The following is a 15,795-nucleotide window of genomic DNA, read 5'->3' as shown; positions in this document are numbered from 1 at the left end:
TAGGAAAGGTTCCCGAGCGGTTACCGGGACGATGCCGCCTCGCCGGGAGTGCTTGGACAGGCTCACGGCGCCGTGATAGCCAGATCCAGTTTATTTAGGAGGCTCATGGATGTCCGATTCCAAACAGGTTCAGCAGATCGATCTCAAGCAATTGGTCGCCACGCTGCGCAGCAGTACCCAGGCGCAGACCATTCTGGCCGGCGTCATTGCGTTGCTGGCGCTGATCATTCCCTTCGTTACCGTCACCACCAATCTCGGCATGGGCATGAATCAGTCCGGCACGCTGACTGGCTTTCAGGCTGCGGGCTGGTCTGCCTGGCTGGTGCTGCTCGCCTTTGCGCTGGCCGTTGCGTCCTGGTTCGTCGTCCAGCTGGCACCCTATCGCCTGATCCTCGCCGGCGTTTCGGTCGTGACGGCCCTGCTGGCCATCATCGTCGGCCTCTGGTTCAACCCGGTCGCCGGCCAGCTCAGCGAGGTCAATGCGGCCATGGCGCAGCTCGGTGCAGCCAATGCCATCAGCATCGGCCCCAATGTCGGCATCCTCTTCATGCTGCTGGCCGCCTTCACCGCCGGCTTCAGCGCATGGAAATCGCGCTAGTCCCTACTGCGACACAAAGCCATCGGCCGGGAGCGATCCCGGCCTTTTTTGTGGCCCGTCAAATGCGTAACCTTGCAGCTACCCAACGCAACGCCAAGCCCTGCGACAGACGGGCGCGGCATTGTCATGGAACCGTCATCTGACTGCAACGCGATCGTCACGACCCCTTCCTACGGTCCGCCCGCCGTCCTCTCAAGGCCCCGTTACCGAAATTCAGGAAGCTACCATGACCTCTCTCGCCCGTGCCCTTGTGGCAGGCGTTTCCGTGATCGCCCTCACGGCTCCCGCCTTTGCCCAATCGACCCTGCCGCAGGCCGATGACAGCTACTTCCTTCTCGCCCAGGAACAGCTGGCCGCCCGCGAAGCCATCCAGCCGAACACCGGCAAGGCCAAGAACGTCATCATGTTCGTGGTCGATGGCATGTCCATCCCCACCATCACCGCTGCCCGCATCCACGAAGGCCAACTGGCCGGCGTCGATGGCGCGACCCACACCCTCGCCTTCGAAACCCTGCTGCCGCACACGGCGCTGGTAAAGACCTATACTCACGACTCGATCGTCGCCGACTCGGCTCCGACCGCGACCGCCATCACCTCGGGCGTGAAGGCCCTCAATGGCACCATCGGCGTCGACCAGACCGCCGTGCTGGAAGATTGCTCCACTCAGGCCGGTTCGACCACCATGTCGATCTTCGAGCAGGCTGAAGAAGCTGGTCTCGCCACCGGTGTCGTCTCGACCGCCCGCATCACCCATGCCACTCCGGCTGCCACCTATGCTCACACCGTGGGCCGCGACTGGGAAGCCGATACCAACCTGCCCGAAGATGCCGTTGGCGTTTGCGCCGATATCGCCAGCCAGCTGGTTGACTGGTCGTTCGGTGATGGCTTCGAAGTCGTGTTCGGCGGTGGCCGCTCCAACTTCATGCTCGACAGCCAGGCCGATCCGGAAGACGAGACCAAGATGGGCTCGCGCAAGGAACGCGATCTCGTCGCTGAATGGCAGGAAAAATATGCCGACGGCACCTATGTCTGGAACCAGGAAGGCTTTGACGGCCTGACTGCCGAAACGACCAAGGTTCTAGGCCTCTTCAACGGCTCTCACATGCAGTATGAAGCCGACCGCGCCACCGATGCCGGCGGCGAACCGTCGATTGCCGAGATGACCACCAAGGCGATCGAAATCCTCGAGAAGAACGAAGACGGCTTCGTGCTGATGGTCGAAGGCGGCCGTGTCGATCACGCCCACCACGCCGGCAATGCTGCCCGCGCCCTCAAGGACGCCATCGCCGTCTCGGAAGCCGTGCAGGCTGCCTATGACGCCGTGAACCCCGAAGAAACCCTGATCCTGATCACCGCTGACCACAGCCACGTGTTCTCGATCGCCGGCTACCCGACCCGCGACACCGACATTCTCGGCATTGCCGGCGAAGCCGATGATGGCAAGCCCTATACGATCCTCGGCTACCAGAACGGCCCCGGCGCCACGGTCGACGAAGCCCGCGCCGACCTGACCGATGTCGACACCACCGACATCGACTTCCTGCAGCAGGCGCTGATCCCGCTGGGTTCGGAAACCCATGCCGGCGACGACATCGCCATTTTCGCCCAGGGTCCGCAGGCCTATCTGTTCGACGGCGTCATCGAGCAGAACATGATCTATCACGTCATGGCCAAGGCGCTTGAGCTGAACGCTGCCGAATAAGCTTTGAGCTTAAAGACGGCCGCCGGCTTTCCTGCCGGCGGCCTGACCATTTCAAGAAGCCGTGATTGTCACATCCAATGAGGGGTGACAGGATTATTTTGAGCGGCAGGACGAAAGGATATTTGTCATGGATAGACGCATGTTTCTCGGCGGCCTTGCCGCAGCGCCCCTGTTCAGCCAGATCACTCCGGCCTTTGCCGATACGCCGTCCCTGCGCTTCCGCGACATGTATTCGCGCGGCAAGGATCTGTCGGAACAGGCGATAGCCCTGCAGGGCCAGCAGATCGAAATGATCGGCTATATGGCGCCGCCGCTGAAGCCCGAGATCAATTTCTTCGTGCTGACCAAGACACCGATGGCGACCTGTCCCTTCTGCGATGACTCGCAGGATTGGCCCAACGACATCGTGCTCTCCTATTTCGCGGGCGACATGGAATTCACCCGCTTTTCCAACCTGATCCGTGTCACCGGCACCTTCGACACAGGCATCAAGACCGACGGGCCCACCGGCTTTGTCAGCAAGGTCCGCCTGCTCGACACCACCTATACCCGCCTCTGAGTAAGCCACATGCCGGGACTGCCACTGGCCGCTTCCGGCCTGCGCCTCGCCTTTTCGGGTGAAGGCATTATCGACCTGCCCCAGCTTGCCGTGGCGCCCGGTTCGCTGACCGTATTGGCCGGACCCTCGGGTTCAGGCAAAAGCACGCTGCTCTATCTGCTGTCGGGACTGCTACGACCCGATGCGGGCAGCGTGTTCTGGCAGGACGAAAATATCGCCAGCCTGAGCGAGGGTCGCCGTGACCGCTGGCGGCGCCAGAAGGCCGGCTTCATCTTCCAGAATTTCCACCTCATCGAAGAGCTGACCCCGCTCGACAATGTGCTGGTGCCGCTGTGGTTCGATCGCTTCTCGGCAGCGACAGCGCGCAACCGCGCCAGGGACCTGCTGGAGCAGCTGGAGGTGCCGCTCAACCGGGCCAAGACTTCGCTGCTGTCGCGCGGCCAGCAGCAGCGCGTGGCGATTGCCCGGGCGCTGATCAGCGATCCGCAGGTGATCTTTGCCGATGAACCCACGGCCAGCCTCGACGCTGTCTCCGGCGAAACGGTCATCACGACGTTACGCAAACTGGCCAAGAACGAGGGCCGCACAGTCTTGGTCGCCACGCACGATCCGGCGCTGCGCGCCGTGGCCGACAGCGTGGTGCAGCTCGACCATGGGCGCACGGTGTCGATCGGAGTTTCGGCATGAACCCTTTTCCGATCGCCTTCGCCTCGCTAAGACGCAACCGCTTCACGGCCGTGCTCTTTGCCGTCATCGTTGCCCTGGCCGTGGCGCTGGGCATTGCCATCTCCGCCCAGGAGCGCGCGCTGCGCGTCGGCAGCGCCCGGGCCGCCGACAAATTCGACCTGATCGTCGCCGCACCGGGTAGCCACAATGAAGTGCTGTTCTCGACGGTCTATCTCGACCCAACGGCTGTGGAACTGCTCGACCCGGCCATTACCCGCCACCTGTTCGAGGAAGAACAGGCCGATTTCGTCGCTCCGATCGGTTTCGGCGACAGCATCGACAATGCGCCAGTGGTCGGCACCACTGCCGACTTCGTCGATCACTTGTCGGGTGGCCTCGCCGAGGGTCGGGTCTTCGCCGATGTCGAGGAGGCCGTGGTCGGCGCGCTGTCGCCACACCGGATTGGCGACGAGCTGGAAGTGTCGCACGGCCATGGTGGCGGCGGCGGGGCCGATGCCGACGATGCAGCCGATGCGCTGGAATCGGGTGGCGTGGTCGCGGGCGAGCATGACCATCCGCACCTGACGGTCGTCGGGCGCATGCAGCCGACCGGCACGCCCTGGGACCGGGCCGTGGTCGTGCCGATCGAGTATAACTGGCTGGCGCATGGCATGGGCAATGGCCACCTGCCGGAGGACACCCATATCGGCCCCCCCTTCGACCCCGATGCCCTGCCCGGTCTGCCGGCGGTCGTGGTCAAGCCGAGCGATGTGGCGGCCGCTTATGGCCTGCGCGGTGCCTATCGCACGCCGCAGTCGACGGCCTTCTTTCCGGCAGAAGTTCTTGTGGAGCTCTACGCCCTGCTCGGCAATGCCACGGCCATCATGAGCGCGCTGACACTGGCGGCGCAGGCACTGGTGATCGCGGCGATCCTGGCGGGGATCGTCGCCATTCTCGACCTGCAGCGGCAACAGTTCGCCGTGTTGCGGGCGCTGGGCGCCGGCCGCGGCTTCATCTTTGCCACCGTATGGGTCTATGTGACAGCGTTGATCGTCACCGGCGCCGTCGTCGGGCTGGTCCTAGGCTGGGGCTTTGCCGCCGTGGTGTCGGAACTGCTGGCGCAGCAGACCGGCGTCTCCATGCGCGCCGAGATCGGCATGCGCGAATATGGGCTGGTCGGCATTCTGGTGGCGCTTGGCCTCTGCCTCGCCACCCTGCCCGCGCTGCTGATCTACCGTCGTCCGGTTGTCGAAGGCCTCAGATAGAAACCAAAAAGGGAGCCGCTTGCGCGACTCCCCCACCAGAGATCCGGCGAAGTCAGGAAGCTACGCCCCTTCGCCGGATCCGTGATTTCAGTGCGAGTGGCCGGCGTGGCTATGCTGGGTGGCGTCGGCCGCTTCGATCTCGACATGGGCATGGATATGCGTGCCGTCGGAAAATTCGACCTCCAGCTCGAATTCCTCACCCTGCACCAGCTCCTGGGTCAAGCCGGTGAGCAGGAAGCCCAGGCCGCTCGGCTCCAGCACGAAATCGCCCGTGGCGATGGAAACGGCACCGACCGGCTGAACCGTCTGATTGGCATCAGCGCCCAGTGCCGCGCCGACCAGCTCAATGCTGGTCGCGATGTCTGCCTCGGCGCCGGTCAGCTCGACCGCTGCCCCGGCATTCTCGATCTCGAAGAACACCATGGTTTCACCACCGGCCGACGCCGCGCGGGCCCAGGGATGGACAATCGTCAGATCGCCTTCGCTGGCCTCGTGGTTATGGTCGTGATCCTGCGCGACAGTCGGCATGGCAAAGGACAGCGCCAGCAGCGCGAGGAGAATGGATTGGCGGATCATCGGCAGGCTCCGTAATGGTGTAACATTACCGATCTAGCCACTGGGTGTGACAGCGCCATGACAAAAAGGCAGGGAATGCTCCCGGCCCTGGTTTCGTACTAGCCGCGTGCCGGCGGCGCCAGCATGAAAGCCAGTTTCACCGCGATCGGGCCCACGCCTTGGCTGAGAATGAAGGCAATCGGCCAAGCGATGATGAAGGTCAGCGGCCAATGCGGCAGGAATTGTAGGTCACCATGGATGAGGCCCATGATGCCCGACATCAGGAAGGCCATCATGAAACTGATGAGCACCTGCATGACGATTCTGGTTTTGAGAGGCAAGTCGATATCTCCAACGGTCGGACGCTGGCAGAGACCATCCCATGCCAACACCACGCCTATTCAAGGGTGTGATGCCGATGGGACGCTTGCGCGCCGAGATCTCGCGGGAGCGAGGCCGGGATACCAACCGGCAGCTTCATTTCGACAGCAATGAGATAGGACAGGCCGCCGAACCGGTCAATTGCCGAAACCGCATGGCCAACATGCTGCCCCAAACGAAAAGGCCCGGATCGCTCCGGGCCTTTTGACTTTGAAGTCGCATTTTCGAACCGCAAAACCGGCGGCCACTTTTGCTGAAAATGCTTCTAGTTCTTTTCTGCGGTCGCCTTGGGCTTCTTCGGCTTGGGCAGGGCCTTTGGCTTGGCCGGGCGCGGCGGTACCGCGATCAGCTCGAGCTTGGCTTCATTGCCCTCGCCCACCACGGCCACGGTCACCGTGCCGCCATTGACGAGCTCGCCGAACAGCACCTGGTCAGCCAGCGGCTTCTTGATGTGCTCCTGGATGACGCGACCCAGCGGCCGCGCACCCATGCGTTCGTCATAGCCGCGTTCAGCCAGCCAGTCGGCGGCCTCCGGCTGCAGCACGATGGTGACACCGCGCTCGGCCAGCTGGCCTTCCAGCTGAAGAACGAACTTCTCGACCACGCGACGCACGACTTCGCGCGGCAGCGGGGCAAAGGAGATGATCGCGTCGAGACGATTGCGGAATTCCGGCGTGAAGGTGCGGTTGATCGCCTCTTCGTCGTCGCCCTGCTCGCGCTTGCGGCCAAAGCCGATCGGCGAACGGGCCAGCTCGGAAGCACCCACATTGGAGGTCATGATCAGGATCACATTGCGGAAGTCGACCGACTTGCCGTTGTGATCCGTCAGCTTGCCGTGATCCATCACCTGCAACAGGATGTTGTAGAGATCGGGATGCGCCTTCTCGATTTCGTCGAGCAGCACCACGCAGTGCGGATGCTGATCCACGCCATCGGTGAGCAGGCCACCCTGGTCAAAGCCGACATAGCCCGGAGGGGCACCGATCAGGCGACTGACGGTGTGACGTTCCATATATTCCGACATGTCGAAGCGCAGCAGTTCCACGCCAAGCGTGTCGGCGAGTTGCTTGGCGACTTCGGTCTTGCCGACGCCGGTCGGGCCGGTGAACAGGTAAGAGCCAATCGGCTTTTCCGGCTCGCGCAACCCGGCACGGGCCAGCTTGATTGCCGACGAGAGCGCGGTGATCGCCCCATCCTGGCCGAACACCACGGTCTTGAGGCTCGTCTCGAGGCTCGACAGCAGTTCAGCATCCGACTTGGAGACCGACTTTGGCGGAATGCGCGCGATCGTGGCGATGGTCGCCTCGATGTCTTCGACGTCGATGATCTTCTTGCGCTTGTCCTCGGTCACCAGCATCTGGCTGGCGCCCGTCTCGTCGAGCACGTCGATCGCCTTGTCCGGCAGCTTGCGGTCGTTGATGTAACGGGCCGAAAGCTCGACGGCGGCCTTGAGGGCGTCGTCGGTATACTTGATCTTGTGAAAGTCCTCGAAATAGGGGCGAAGACCCTTCACGATCTCGATCGCGTCAGGAACCGAAGGCTCGTTGACGTCGATCTTCTGGAAGCGACGCACCAGGGCGCGATCCTTCTCAAAGAACTGACGATATTCCTTGTAGGTCGTCGAGCCGATGCAGCGGATCGCGCCGCTCGCCAGAGCCGGCTTGAGCAGGTTGGACGCATCGAGGGCGCCGCCCGAGGTGGCACCCGCACCGATCATGGTGTGGATCTCGTCGATGAACAGCACCGAATTGGGGAGCTTTTCGAGCTCCTTCATCACGGCCTTGAGGCGTTCCTCGAAATCACCGCGATAGCGCGTGCCGGCCAAGAGCGAACCCATGTCGAGCGAATAGATCACCGCTTCCTTGAGCACTTCGGGCACGTCGCCTTCGATGATCTTGCGTGCCAGACCTTCGGCAATCGCCGTCTTGCCGACGCCGGCATCACCGACATAGAGCGGATTGTTCTTCGAGCGGCGGCACAGCACCTGGATGGTGCGGCGCAGCTCGCTGTCGCGGCCGATCAGCGGGTCGATCTTACCGGCGCGCGCCTTCTCGTTGAGGTTGACGCAGAAATCGGCAAGGGCCGAGGTCTTCTTCGCCTCGGGACCGCCTTCATTATTGCCTTCGCCCTCTTCCGAACCGCGCACCTTGCGCTCCTCATTGGGGCCCGACTTGGTAATGCCGTGGCTGATGAAATTGACCGCGTCCAGCCGGCTCATGTCCTGCTGTTCGAGGAAATAGGCAGCGTGGCTCTCGCGCTCGGCAAAGATGGCGACGAGCACATTGGCTCCCGTAACCTCTTCGCGACCGGACGATTGCACATGGATCACCGCGCGCTGGATGACGCGCTGGAAGGCGGCAGTCGGCCGTGCATCCTGGCCATTGGCCACGATCAGGCTGTCCAGCTCTTCATTGATGAAATCTTCGAGGTCGCTTTTCAGCGCGTCGATGTCGACATCGCAGCCGGTGAGGACGGCGATGGTCTCGCGATCCTCGGTCAGGGCCAGCAGCAGATGTTCGAGCGTAGCGAACTCATGGTTGCGCTCACGCGCCAGGTTCATCGCCTGATGCAGAGCCTTTTCCAGTCCGCGGGAAAATGAGGGCATATGATGTTCCTATTGCTTTTCCATCACGCATTGCAGCGGATGCTGGTTCTTGCGTGCCGTATCCATGACGCGGGTAACCTTGGTCTCGGCCACTTCGTATGGATATACGCCGCATTCACCCACCCCCTTCTGGTGAACGTGCAGCATGATCTGCATGGCTTCTTCACGCGATTTGTTGAAGACGTCCTGCAAGACCAGAACGACGAATTCCATCGGCGTGTAATCGTCGTTGAGCAGAAGCACCCGATAAAGGCTCGGGCGTTTGGTTTTCGGCCGGGTCCGGGTGATGGTCCCGCTCTCGGTGCCGCCCTTGTCCCCTCCGCTGCCCTTGCCGGGGTCATCCTCCTTTGGCCCCATACGGGCGGGCACAGGCACCAGGCGCAGGGCGACTGGGGCCTCTTCGGTCAAAGCGAGGAGGTCATTCATATGCATGGCAGGACATATGTCGTGAGGAAAACGAAGCAGCATGGTGAGGACCATTATGTAGGCAAAAAGCGGTGAGTGTTAAGGGGTAAAGCTTCTCGTTTTTGTGACAGGCCAAAAATGGCCCTCCGACGGGCTTCCCGGCCTTCTCTCACTCATCCGTGACCCGGCTTCCACACCCTCGCCAAAATCCTTCGCATTTTACCGAATGGTAACGGCGAACACGTATTCTCTCCCGAATTGAAGGATCGACCGGGCGATGGGGCTCGCACGGGTCATCCATTGTTGAGTGCGTACGGACGCAGAAGTGTCCGGTGTAAAAAAGTTGGAGTACCGGGTGGCTTCCCAGGCGAAAACCCCATGGCGCGTCGTGTTGATCCGCGCATTTGCCGCATGTGTCGTTGCCCTGGCGGTTACCGCCCATATGGCGGCACCGGCGCACGCGATCGAGAACCTGCGCAAATATGCCGGCATCGTGGTCGACGCCAAGTCGAACCAGGTGCTCTACGAAGAAAATGCCGACAGCAAGCGCTATCCCGCTTCCGTCGCCAAGGTGATGACGCTCTACGTCCTGTTCCAGGAATTGAGCGCCGGCAACCTCAAGCTATCCACCAAGATGACCGTCTCGCGCCATGCGGCCGCTGCCGTGCCGACCAAGCTCGGCCTGCGCGCCGGTGCCGAGATCACCGTGGAAGACGCCATCAAGTCGCTGGTGACCCTGTCGGCCAATGACATGGCCCGCGTCATCGCCGAGCACATTTCCGGCTCGGAAGAAAAGTTCGCCGAACGCATGACGGCCACGGCCCGCGCCATGGGCATGCGCAACACCACCTATCGCAATGCCTCGGGCCTGCCCGACGGCGGCCAGACCACCACGGTCCGCGACCAGGCGATCCTCGCCATCGCCATCTACCAGCACTTCCCCAACTATTACGAATTCTTCCAGACCACGAGCTTCTCCTACGGCAAGTCGACCTATGGCAACCATAACCGCGTGCTCGGTTACATGGGCGCCGTCGACGGCATCAAGACCGGCTATATCAATGCTGCCGGCTCCAACCTGATGACCGCCGCCCGCAAGGATGGCCGCCACATCGTCATCATCGCCTTCGGCTTCAATTCCGCCGGCTCCCGCGACCAGAAGGTGCGCGAACTGGTTGCCTCCTACCTGCCCAAGGGCCGCAGCGGCAATTACGTCGCCCAAGTGCCGATCCCGGGCCGTCAGGGCAATGTCCAGGTCGCCGTCGCCCAATCCGCGCCGGCAGCCGGTCCGGTCTTTGTCGTGCCCATGCCCCTGCCCGGCTTCCGCCTGGCGCAGCTCGTGGCCGCCAATGGCGCCCAGGCACAGCCTATGCCGGTTGCCGTCGCCAGCACCGCGCCGCAGCCTGCGCCCATTCCGGCCGATCTCAACCAGCAGGACGCCGTCCAGGCCGCCAATACGCTGGCCGCGCCCTCGCAGGCGCCGCAGCCGGCCTATCCGAGCCAGGACATCATCGGCGCCTGGCTCTCCGAAAGCTACAACCTGGGCGCACCGCCCTCCGCCCTCGGCCAGACCGCGCCGTCGGCTCCGCTCGGCTTCCAGCCGCCGCCGGCCAATGTCGGTGGTGACCAGGCCCAGCAGCCGGTTGACCTGATGACGTCGGGTTCGGTGCAGACTGCTGCCGCCGACGTCCCGCCGGGTGGCTGGGTCGTGCAGATCGGCGCCGGTCCCTCCGAGGACAGCGCCCGTTCCATGCTCTCCAGCGCGGCCGGCAAGGTCGGCAACCTCGGTGATTTCCGCTCCTATGTGGAACGCTTCGAAAAGAACGGCCAGACCTTCTTCCGCGCCCGCTTCGTCGGCTTCGGCGACCGCGACGACGCAACGGCCATGTGCAACCAGCTCAAGCAGCAGGACATGAGCTGCCTGGCGATGCAAAGCTAAGACCAAGGAGCGTTTCCAGCAAAAGTGGCCGCCGGTTTGCGGTTCGGAAACGCGACCCACTAGAGACGACCTTCGTGCCGACGACTACGCAACTCGCGTATTGAGTTGTGACGAAAATCCGAGACGGCGCCCGTAAAAAGTGCCGCTCACCGGGGAAGCAAATTGGTGCCTGTGTTTGGAGTAGCCCAATGAGCGAACGTACTGCTCTCGTCGAGCTGGCAAATTTTGTCGGCAAGTCGAGCCTGTCATCGGACGATATGGCCGCCCGCAATCGCGCGCTGGCCGGTATTACCCAGCGCTTCATGCCACGCCGCCGCTCTGTCGGAGAGCTGCTGGGAACGGTATTGGCCCTGTCTTCGCGCACGCGTCGCATGGTGCAGGAGCCTGTCCGCATCGATATCGACGTCTTTGCGCCCGGTGGCGCCCGGGCAATCCGCATGTCTTTCGGCCACGACTGACGGCAGGTTGGTTCACTCGGCGGTGGTAGCGAGCTCGCGCGTCGGCAGATGCAGGGCCGCAACCAGGCTGCGATATTCCTGCCGCGCGCTCATATGCGACATCGAGGGCACGCCCCCGAGCAATTCCTGATCCAGCGGATCAAAGACCGTCATCCCGGTGGGAAACAGCGAGCGGAAAATCACCCGCTCGGCAATGCCATCGGCCACCCGGCAACCCAGTCGCGCCGCCGCCCGCTCGAGCATGGTCTGCACCTGCCGCATATTGCGCGACGACAGCATGGAAATGCGATTGCGCACCAGCACCCAGTCGATCGACTGGCCGTCCACCGCCATGCGTTCGGACCGTGCCCGCTGCACCAGCCGCGAATAGTGGCTCATCTCGCGCGGTTCGCCCGTGGCGGGATCAAACTGCGCAATCACATTGAGATCGATCAGGCTGTCATTGACCGGCGTCACCAGCGTATCGGCCAGCGAATGCGCGAGGCGTGTGAGGTTGGTGTCGAAGCCGGGCGTATCGACGACGAGGAAATCCGCGTCATGCTCCACCTCCCCCACCGCCTGGCGGAACAGGTCGAATTCGACGCGATGGTTTTCCTTGGCGGAATCGCCGCGCAGCAGCGGCAGGTGGAAATGCGTCGGATGCGGGATGGTAAGATCCCGGGTGCGGGCCCACTCGCGGCGATTGCGCACATAATGCGTCATCGTCTGCTGGCGGCTGTCTACATCCAGCGTCGCGACCTTGTAGCCTTCGTAGAGCAGGAACACGGCAAGGTGGAAAGCGGTCGTGGACTTGCCAGACCCACCCTTCTCATTGCCGACCACGATGACATGAACGCCGTCTCGCGCCATGGTGCCCCCAGCGGATTCCTGACCGCCGGAATTTCGTGGCTTCGCCTCATTCTGGCAAGGCCCGTCATGGTGAATTTTCAGTTACGCTTAACGCCGCCACCTCAGGCAGAAAGCCGCATCGGCTCGCGCTCATGCTCGGCTAGCGGCAAGTTCAGCGTCGCCACCAGATTGCGATATTCCTGCCGCGCGCTGACATGGGATACCGACGCCGAGTCCACCTCGTCATCGAGCGGATCGAACACGGTCATCCCCGTGGGAAACAAAGAACGGAAGATCACGCGCTCGGCAATGCCATCGGCAATGCGGCAGCCGAAGCGGGTCGCAACGCCTTCGAGCGTGGCATGCACCTGCCGTGCATTGCGCGAGCCCAGCATGGACATGCGATTGCGCACCAGCACCCAGTCGATGGTCTCGCCGCCGATGGCCAGACGTTCGGACCGTGCACGCTGCACGAGGCGGGCGTAGTGGCTGGTTTCGATCGGCAGGCCGGTCTCGGCATCGATCCGGGCCAGCACATTGATGTCGATCATGGAATCATTGATCGGCGTCACCAGCGTATCGGCCAGCGAATGCGCCAGACGCGTCAGGTTGGTATCGAAGCCGGGCGTATCGATGATCAGGTAGTCGACCTTGTTTTCGACCTCGCCGACCGAGCGGCGGAACATGTCGAACTCGGCCTGCTGGTTTTCCTTCTGCGAGTCGCCCCAGGCGGCCGGCAGGTGGTAGTGCAGCGGATTGGGCAGCTTGCGGCCGGTTTCCTGGACATGGGTACGGCGGTTGCGCACATAATGCGTCAGCGTCTGCTGACGGCTGTCCACGTCGACCGTCGCCACGCGATAGCCGGCGTAAAGCAGATAGACAGCCAGATGGAAGGCGGTGGTCGACTTGCCCGACCCGCCCTTCTCATTGCCCACTACGATGACATGCGCACCATCACGCATTGCCGCCCCCCTGAAATCAGTGCTTGCACCATTGGCTGCTAAGAGCGGCCCTCACGGTTAACAGGCGGTTAATCGCAATGCTTTGTTAAGTGAAGTTAATCGCCCAGCAACCTGTCACGCGCCTCGTTGATGCGCGCGGCGAGATAGCTCGATCCGCCATGGTCGGGGTGTACCGCCTTCATCAATTCCCGATGTGCGGCGCGGATTTCCGCATCGCTGGCACCGGGTTTGAGACCCAGCACTTCATAGGCCTCGGCCATGGGATCACCCGAACTCTGCCGCGGCGCCTCCCCTGAATTCTGTTCCGAAAAATATTCACGCCAGCCACTCCGATTGGCATCCAGCCAGCTTTCGAAGAGGCTGAGACTATCCGCATCGCCTTCGACCTCGGCCAGAAGGATTCGCGTTTCCGCTTCCCCGAGGTCCATCAGGTCCATGCCCGCGAAAGAGCCATTGAGCACCCGGCCGGTCACCGCGCCGGTGTCGTGATCGAGCTCCATGGCAAAGCGGTAGCTCTGCACCTTGGAGACACTGCCTGCATCCATGCCCGGCCCGTCAAAGGAGATCGGCCCCAGCCGTCCCGTCCGCAGCACCGAAAAGGCACCCGCTCCGACAAAGATTGCGATGTCGAAGCGACGGGCAAACAGCAAGCCCACCGCTGCCAGCATGCCAAAACCACCCACCAGCCAGCGCAGACCGCGCCGCAGCAAAGCCCGATCCACCCCGCGGAGGTAATTATAAGCAGCAAAACCGGCGAGCAGCACGAAGCCGCCAATGAAAAGCCATGTCATTTGGGCAATTGCGCCAGCAGCGCCTGGGCCTGCCCGCTGCCCTGCAGCTTCATCAGATCGCGCCCGCCGCTGGCAAAGGCCGCCACCGCCTTGAGCAGCGCCGCCAGCTCCTGTGGGGCAGAGGCATCAAACCGCGCATAGGCGCCCTTGGTCAGCCGCGCAAACTCGCGGAACCCCGCCTCAACCTTGGCGTCCCGCCCTTCCTGAAAGACGAACAACGGCAGGCCCAGAAGTCCCAACTGCCCGGCTTTCTCCGCCAGCTCGTCGACATTCTCCTCGATGGCATCGCCGACATAGACCACGGCATTGATCCGCCGCTTGGCATGCTCGGTCCGCGCATGGGCAAACACCTTGGCGATCTGGGTATGCCCGCCGCGGCAATCGATGCCGCTCATCAGGCGCGCCAGCGCATCGCCATCCACCACCCATTTGCTGGCCCGGCATTCGCCAAAGCCGCGGAAATACAGCAATTGCACCTGCAGGGCGCTTGGCTTGGGGATGGCGCGGAACATCTCCGCCTGCAGCGAACAGGCCAGATCCCAGGTCGGCTGCCGGCTCATCGTCGCGTCCAGCGCGAACAGCAGCCGCCCGTCCTGCGCCGCATTGGGCCGTGCCATGACACCGACCTTTTTGACAAATGCGGCGATGTCGCCGCTGACCTTGCCCTTGTCGGGCAGGTTGCTGGTCTGTCGTGCTGCTGGGTCTTTATCCGCCATGGGTGCAATATGTGGGCGCGGTGCGGCAACGGCAAGTGACACTGGCGTCATCCTTGGCGGTGAGGATAGCTGCTCACAACTTCGTAGGATTCACCCGACGGTAACCACCAGGTTTCATGGTGCGCTAAACTTTTATGGACCTGTCCCATGCTCGCCAACGCCCTGCGCGCCATCGCGCTCACGCTTGCAGTCGTCGCCCTCGCCGGCTGCGCCTTCATCGGCGACAACCGCGGCAACGTGCCAATCTCTAAGGAACTCGTCGACCGCATGGCCCAGATCGGCTCGTCACCGTCCGAGCCGATGATGATCCGCGTCTTCAAGGAAAGCTCTGAGCTCGAGGTCTGGAAGCGCACCCGCTCCGGCCAGTTTGCCCTGCTGAAAACCTATCCGATCTGCAAATGGTCCGGCACGCTGGGTCCCAAGATCAAGGAAGGCGACTACCAGTCGCCCGAGGGCTTCTATGACGTCACCCCGGCCCTGCTGAACCCGAAGTCGTCCTATCACCTGTCCTTCAATGTCGGCTTCCCCAACAAGTTCGACGCGGCGCTCAACCGCACCGGGTCCTACCTGATGATCCACGGCGACTGTCTCTCCGTCGGCTGCTTTGCCATGACCGACGAGGGCATCAAGGAAATCTACGCCATGGTCCGCGACAGCTTCCGTGGCAGCAATGCCAGCGTGCAGCTCCAGCTGCTGCCCTTCCGCATGACCGAAGAAAACTTCGCCCGCCACGCGTCGAGCCCGCATGTCGCCTTCTGGCGCGACCTCAGGGTCGGTACCGACGCCTTCGACCAGACCAAGCAACTGCCGAGCTGGGACGTCTGCCAGCAGCGTTACGTCTTCAACCTCAATGACCCGCGCACGGCGCCGCTCGATCCGAACGGCGCCTGCCCCATGGCCTCCTACTCGACCATGGCCGCCCTCTAGGCTAGTTGCGCCGGCTGAGCTCGATCACCGGGATCACGTCACGGCTGGTCTTTTCCTTGTATTCGGCAAATTGCGGGAAGAGCTTGGCCTGCCTGGCATAGACGCTGTCGCGTTCGCCCCCATCCAGCACGCGTGCATGCACCGGCAATCGGGAAATGGTGGAGCCGTCACCGACGGAAATGTCGAAATCGGGGTTGGCCACCACATTGTGGAACCATGCCGGATCCTTGGGGCCGCCGCCGAACGAGGCAAAGACGAACCAGGCATCATCGCCCTCGGGCAGGAACATCAGCGGCTGCGTGCGTTCAAGACCCGACCTGGCCCCGATCGAATGCAGCAGCAGCACCGGGGCGTTCTTGAAATATCCACCCGGCTTGCCGCCGCTCGACCTGAAATCTGCAATGACCTTGTCGTTGAAATCGCTCACGGTGCAGCCTC

At 62.8% G+C, this 15,795-nt stretch carries 17 protein-coding genes; 8 read left to right on the top strand and 9 right to left on the bottom strand.

What is annotated here, in order from left to right; genetic code table 11:
- Positions 1–109: 109 nt before the first annotated feature.
- From P0Y65_06570 to P0Y65_06550, 5 genes are all read left to right on the top strand, one after another.
- A complete protein-coding gene (locus tag P0Y65_06570) occupies positions 110–598 on the top strand; it encodes a hypothetical protein (protein ID WEK05914.1) in 489 nt (162 codons plus the stop codon).
- Positions 599–824: 226 nt separating this feature from the next.
- Positions 825–2,300 (top strand): alkaline phosphatase, encoded by a 1,476-nt coding sequence (locus tag P0Y65_06565; protein ID WEK05913.1) that lies wholly within the window; start codon positions 825–827, stop codon positions 2,298–2,300.
- Positions 2,301–2,427: 127 nt separating this feature from the next.
- Positions 2,428–2,859, top strand: a complete 432-nt coding sequence (locus P0Y65_06560) for a hypothetical protein (protein WEK05912.1) — start codon at positions 2,428–2,430, stop codon at positions 2,857–2,859.
- 9 nt (positions 2,860–2,868) lie between these two features.
- Positions 2,869–3,546, top strand: a complete 678-nt coding sequence (locus P0Y65_06555; protein ID WEK05911.1) for an ATP-binding cassette domain-containing protein — start codon at positions 2,869–2,871, stop codon at positions 3,544–3,546.
- A complete protein-coding gene (locus tag P0Y65_06550) occupies positions 3,543–4,790 on the top strand; it encodes an ABC transporter permease (GenBank protein WEK05910.1) in 1,248 nt (415 codons plus the stop codon). Before P0Y65_06555 ends, P0Y65_06550 begins: the two co-directional genes overlap by 4 nt.
- Before the next feature lie 87 nt (positions 4,791–4,877).
- Here the strand turns inward: P0Y65_06550 and P0Y65_06545 are convergent, their stop codons facing one another.
- The 4 genes from P0Y65_06545 to clpS form a co-directional block, all read right to left on the bottom strand.
- Positions 4,878–5,366, bottom strand: coding sequence for a copper chaperone PCu(A)C (locus P0Y65_06545; GenBank protein WEK05909.1), 489 nt, complete (start codon positions 5,364–5,366; stop codon positions 4,878–4,880).
- A 98-nt stretch (positions 5,367–5,464) separates the two neighbouring features.
- Positions 5,465–5,686: a DUF2798 domain-containing protein gene (locus P0Y65_06540; protein WEK05908.1), complete on the bottom strand. Its 222-nt coding sequence runs from the start codon at positions 5,684–5,686 to the stop codon at positions 5,465–5,467.
- Between the two features lie 305 nt (positions 5,687–5,991).
- Positions 5,992–8,331, bottom strand: a complete 2,340-nt coding sequence (clpA, locus tag P0Y65_06535) for an ATP-dependent Clp protease ATP-binding subunit ClpA (protein WEK05907.1) — start codon at positions 8,329–8,331, stop codon at positions 5,992–5,994.
- A 9-nt stretch (positions 8,332–8,340) separates the two neighbouring features.
- Positions 8,341–8,688: an ATP-dependent Clp protease adapter ClpS gene (gene clpS, locus P0Y65_06530; GenBank protein WEK06743.1), complete on the bottom strand. Its 348-nt coding sequence runs from the start codon at positions 8,686–8,688 to the stop codon at positions 8,341–8,343.
- A 403-nt stretch (positions 8,689–9,091) separates the two neighbouring features.
- Between clpS and P0Y65_06525 the strand changes: the two genes are divergently transcribed.
- Both P0Y65_06525 and P0Y65_06520 read left to right on the top strand, forming a co-directional pair.
- Positions 9,092–10,675 (top strand): SPOR domain-containing protein, encoded by a 1,584-nt coding sequence (locus P0Y65_06525; protein ID WEK05906.1) that lies wholly within the window; start codon positions 9,092–9,094, stop codon positions 10,673–10,675.
- A 188-nt stretch (positions 10,676–10,863) separates the two neighbouring features.
- Positions 10,864–11,133, top strand: a complete 270-nt coding sequence (locus P0Y65_06520) for a hypothetical protein (protein WEK05905.1) — start codon at positions 10,864–10,866, stop codon at positions 11,131–11,133.
- Between the two features lie 12 nt (positions 11,134–11,145).
- Here the strand turns inward: P0Y65_06520 and P0Y65_06515 are convergent, their stop codons facing one another.
- The 4 genes from P0Y65_06515 to P0Y65_06500 form a co-directional block, all read right to left on the bottom strand.
- A complete protein-coding gene (locus P0Y65_06515) occupies positions 11,146–11,982 on the bottom strand; it encodes a division plane positioning ATPase MipZ (protein ID WEK05904.1) in 837 nt (278 codons plus the stop codon).
- Between the two features lie 101 nt (positions 11,983–12,083).
- The gene (locus P0Y65_06510) at positions 12,084–12,923 is read right to left on the bottom strand and encodes a division plane positioning ATPase MipZ (protein ID WEK05903.1); all 840 of its coding nucleotides are present in this window, start codon (positions 12,921–12,923) and stop codon (positions 12,084–12,086) included.
- Positions 12,924–13,018: 95 nt separating this feature from the next.
- Positions 13,019–13,714, bottom strand: a complete 696-nt coding sequence (locus P0Y65_06505; GenBank protein ID WEK05902.1) for a DnaJ domain-containing protein — start codon at positions 13,712–13,714, stop codon at positions 13,019–13,021.
- Positions 13,711–14,430 (bottom strand): VWA domain-containing protein, encoded by a 720-nt coding sequence (locus tag P0Y65_06500; protein ID WEK05901.1) that lies wholly within the window; start codon positions 14,428–14,430, stop codon positions 13,711–13,713. The genes P0Y65_06505 and P0Y65_06500 overlap by 4 nt, the downstream gene beginning before the upstream one ends.
- A 147-nt stretch (positions 14,431–14,577) precedes the next feature.
- Here P0Y65_06500 and P0Y65_06495 point away from each other — a divergent pair, with 147 nt between their 5' ends.
- Complete coding sequence (locus P0Y65_06495; GenBank protein ID WEK05900.1) at positions 14,578–15,357, top strand: murein L,D-transpeptidase; 780 nt, start codon at positions 14,578–14,580, stop codon at positions 15,355–15,357.
- Between the two features lies 1 nt (position 15,358).
- Here the strand turns inward: P0Y65_06495 and P0Y65_06490 are convergent, their stop codons facing one another.
- Positions 15,359–15,784: a nitroreductase/quinone reductase family protein gene (locus P0Y65_06490; protein ID WEK05899.1), complete on the bottom strand. Its 426-nt coding sequence runs from the start codon at positions 15,782–15,784 to the stop codon at positions 15,359–15,361.
- Between the last annotated feature and the right edge of the window lie 11 nt (positions 15,785–15,795).

Source organism: Candidatus Devosia phytovorans, assembly GCA_029202405.1.
GTDB lineage: Bacteria > Pseudomonadota > Alphaproteobacteria > Rhizobiales > Devosiaceae > Devosia > Devosia phytovorans.
This window is presented reverse-complemented; position numbering and strand designations above follow the sequence as displayed.

Coding starts and splice junctions, on each gene's coding strand:
- P0Y65_06570 (WEK05914.1), top strand. CDS start 110: ATGTCCGATTCCAAACAGGTTCAGCAGATCGATCTCAAGCAATTGGTC.
- P0Y65_06565 (WEK05913.1), top strand. CDS start 825: ATGACCTCTCTCGCCCGTGCCCTTGTGGCAGGCGTTTCCGTGATCGCC.
- P0Y65_06560 (WEK05912.1), top strand. CDS start 2,428: ATGGATAGACGCATGTTTCTCGGCGGCCTTGCCGCAGCGCCCCTGTTC.
- P0Y65_06555 (WEK05911.1), top strand. CDS start 2,869: ATGCCGGGACTGCCACTGGCCGCTTCCGGCCTGCGCCTCGCCTTTTCG.
- P0Y65_06550 (WEK05910.1), top strand. CDS start 3,543: ATGAACCCTTTTCCGATCGCCTTCGCCTCGCTAAGACGCAACCGCTTC.
- P0Y65_06545 (WEK05909.1), bottom strand. CDS start 5,366: ATGATCCGCCAATCCATTCTCCTCGCGCTGCTGGCGCTGTCCTTTGCC.
- clpA (WEK05907.1), bottom strand. CDS start 8,331: ATGCCCTCATTTTCCCGCGGACTGGAAAAGGCTCTGCATCAGGCGATG.
- clpS (WEK06743.1), bottom strand. CDS start 8,688: ATGGGGCCAAAGGAGGATGACCCCGGCAAGGGCAGCGGAGGGGACAAG.
- P0Y65_06520 (WEK05905.1), top strand. CDS start 10,864: ATGAGCGAACGTACTGCTCTCGTCGAGCTGGCAAATTTTGTCGGCAAG.
- P0Y65_06515 (WEK05904.1), bottom strand. CDS start 11,982: ATGGCGCGAGACGGCGTTCATGTCATCGTGGTCGGCAATGAGAAGGGT.
- P0Y65_06510 (WEK05903.1), bottom strand. CDS start 12,923: ATGCGTGATGGTGCGCATGTCATCGTAGTGGGCAATGAGAAGGGCGGG.
- P0Y65_06505 (WEK05902.1), bottom strand. CDS start 13,714: ATGACATGGCTTTTCATTGGCGGCTTCGTGCTGCTCGCCGGTTTTGCT.
- P0Y65_06500 (WEK05901.1), bottom strand. CDS start 14,430: ATGGCGGATAAAGACCCAGCAGCACGACAGACCAGCAACCTGCCCGAC.
- P0Y65_06495 (WEK05900.1), top strand. CDS start 14,578: ATGCTCGCCAACGCCCTGCGCGCCATCGCGCTCACGCTTGCAGTCGTC.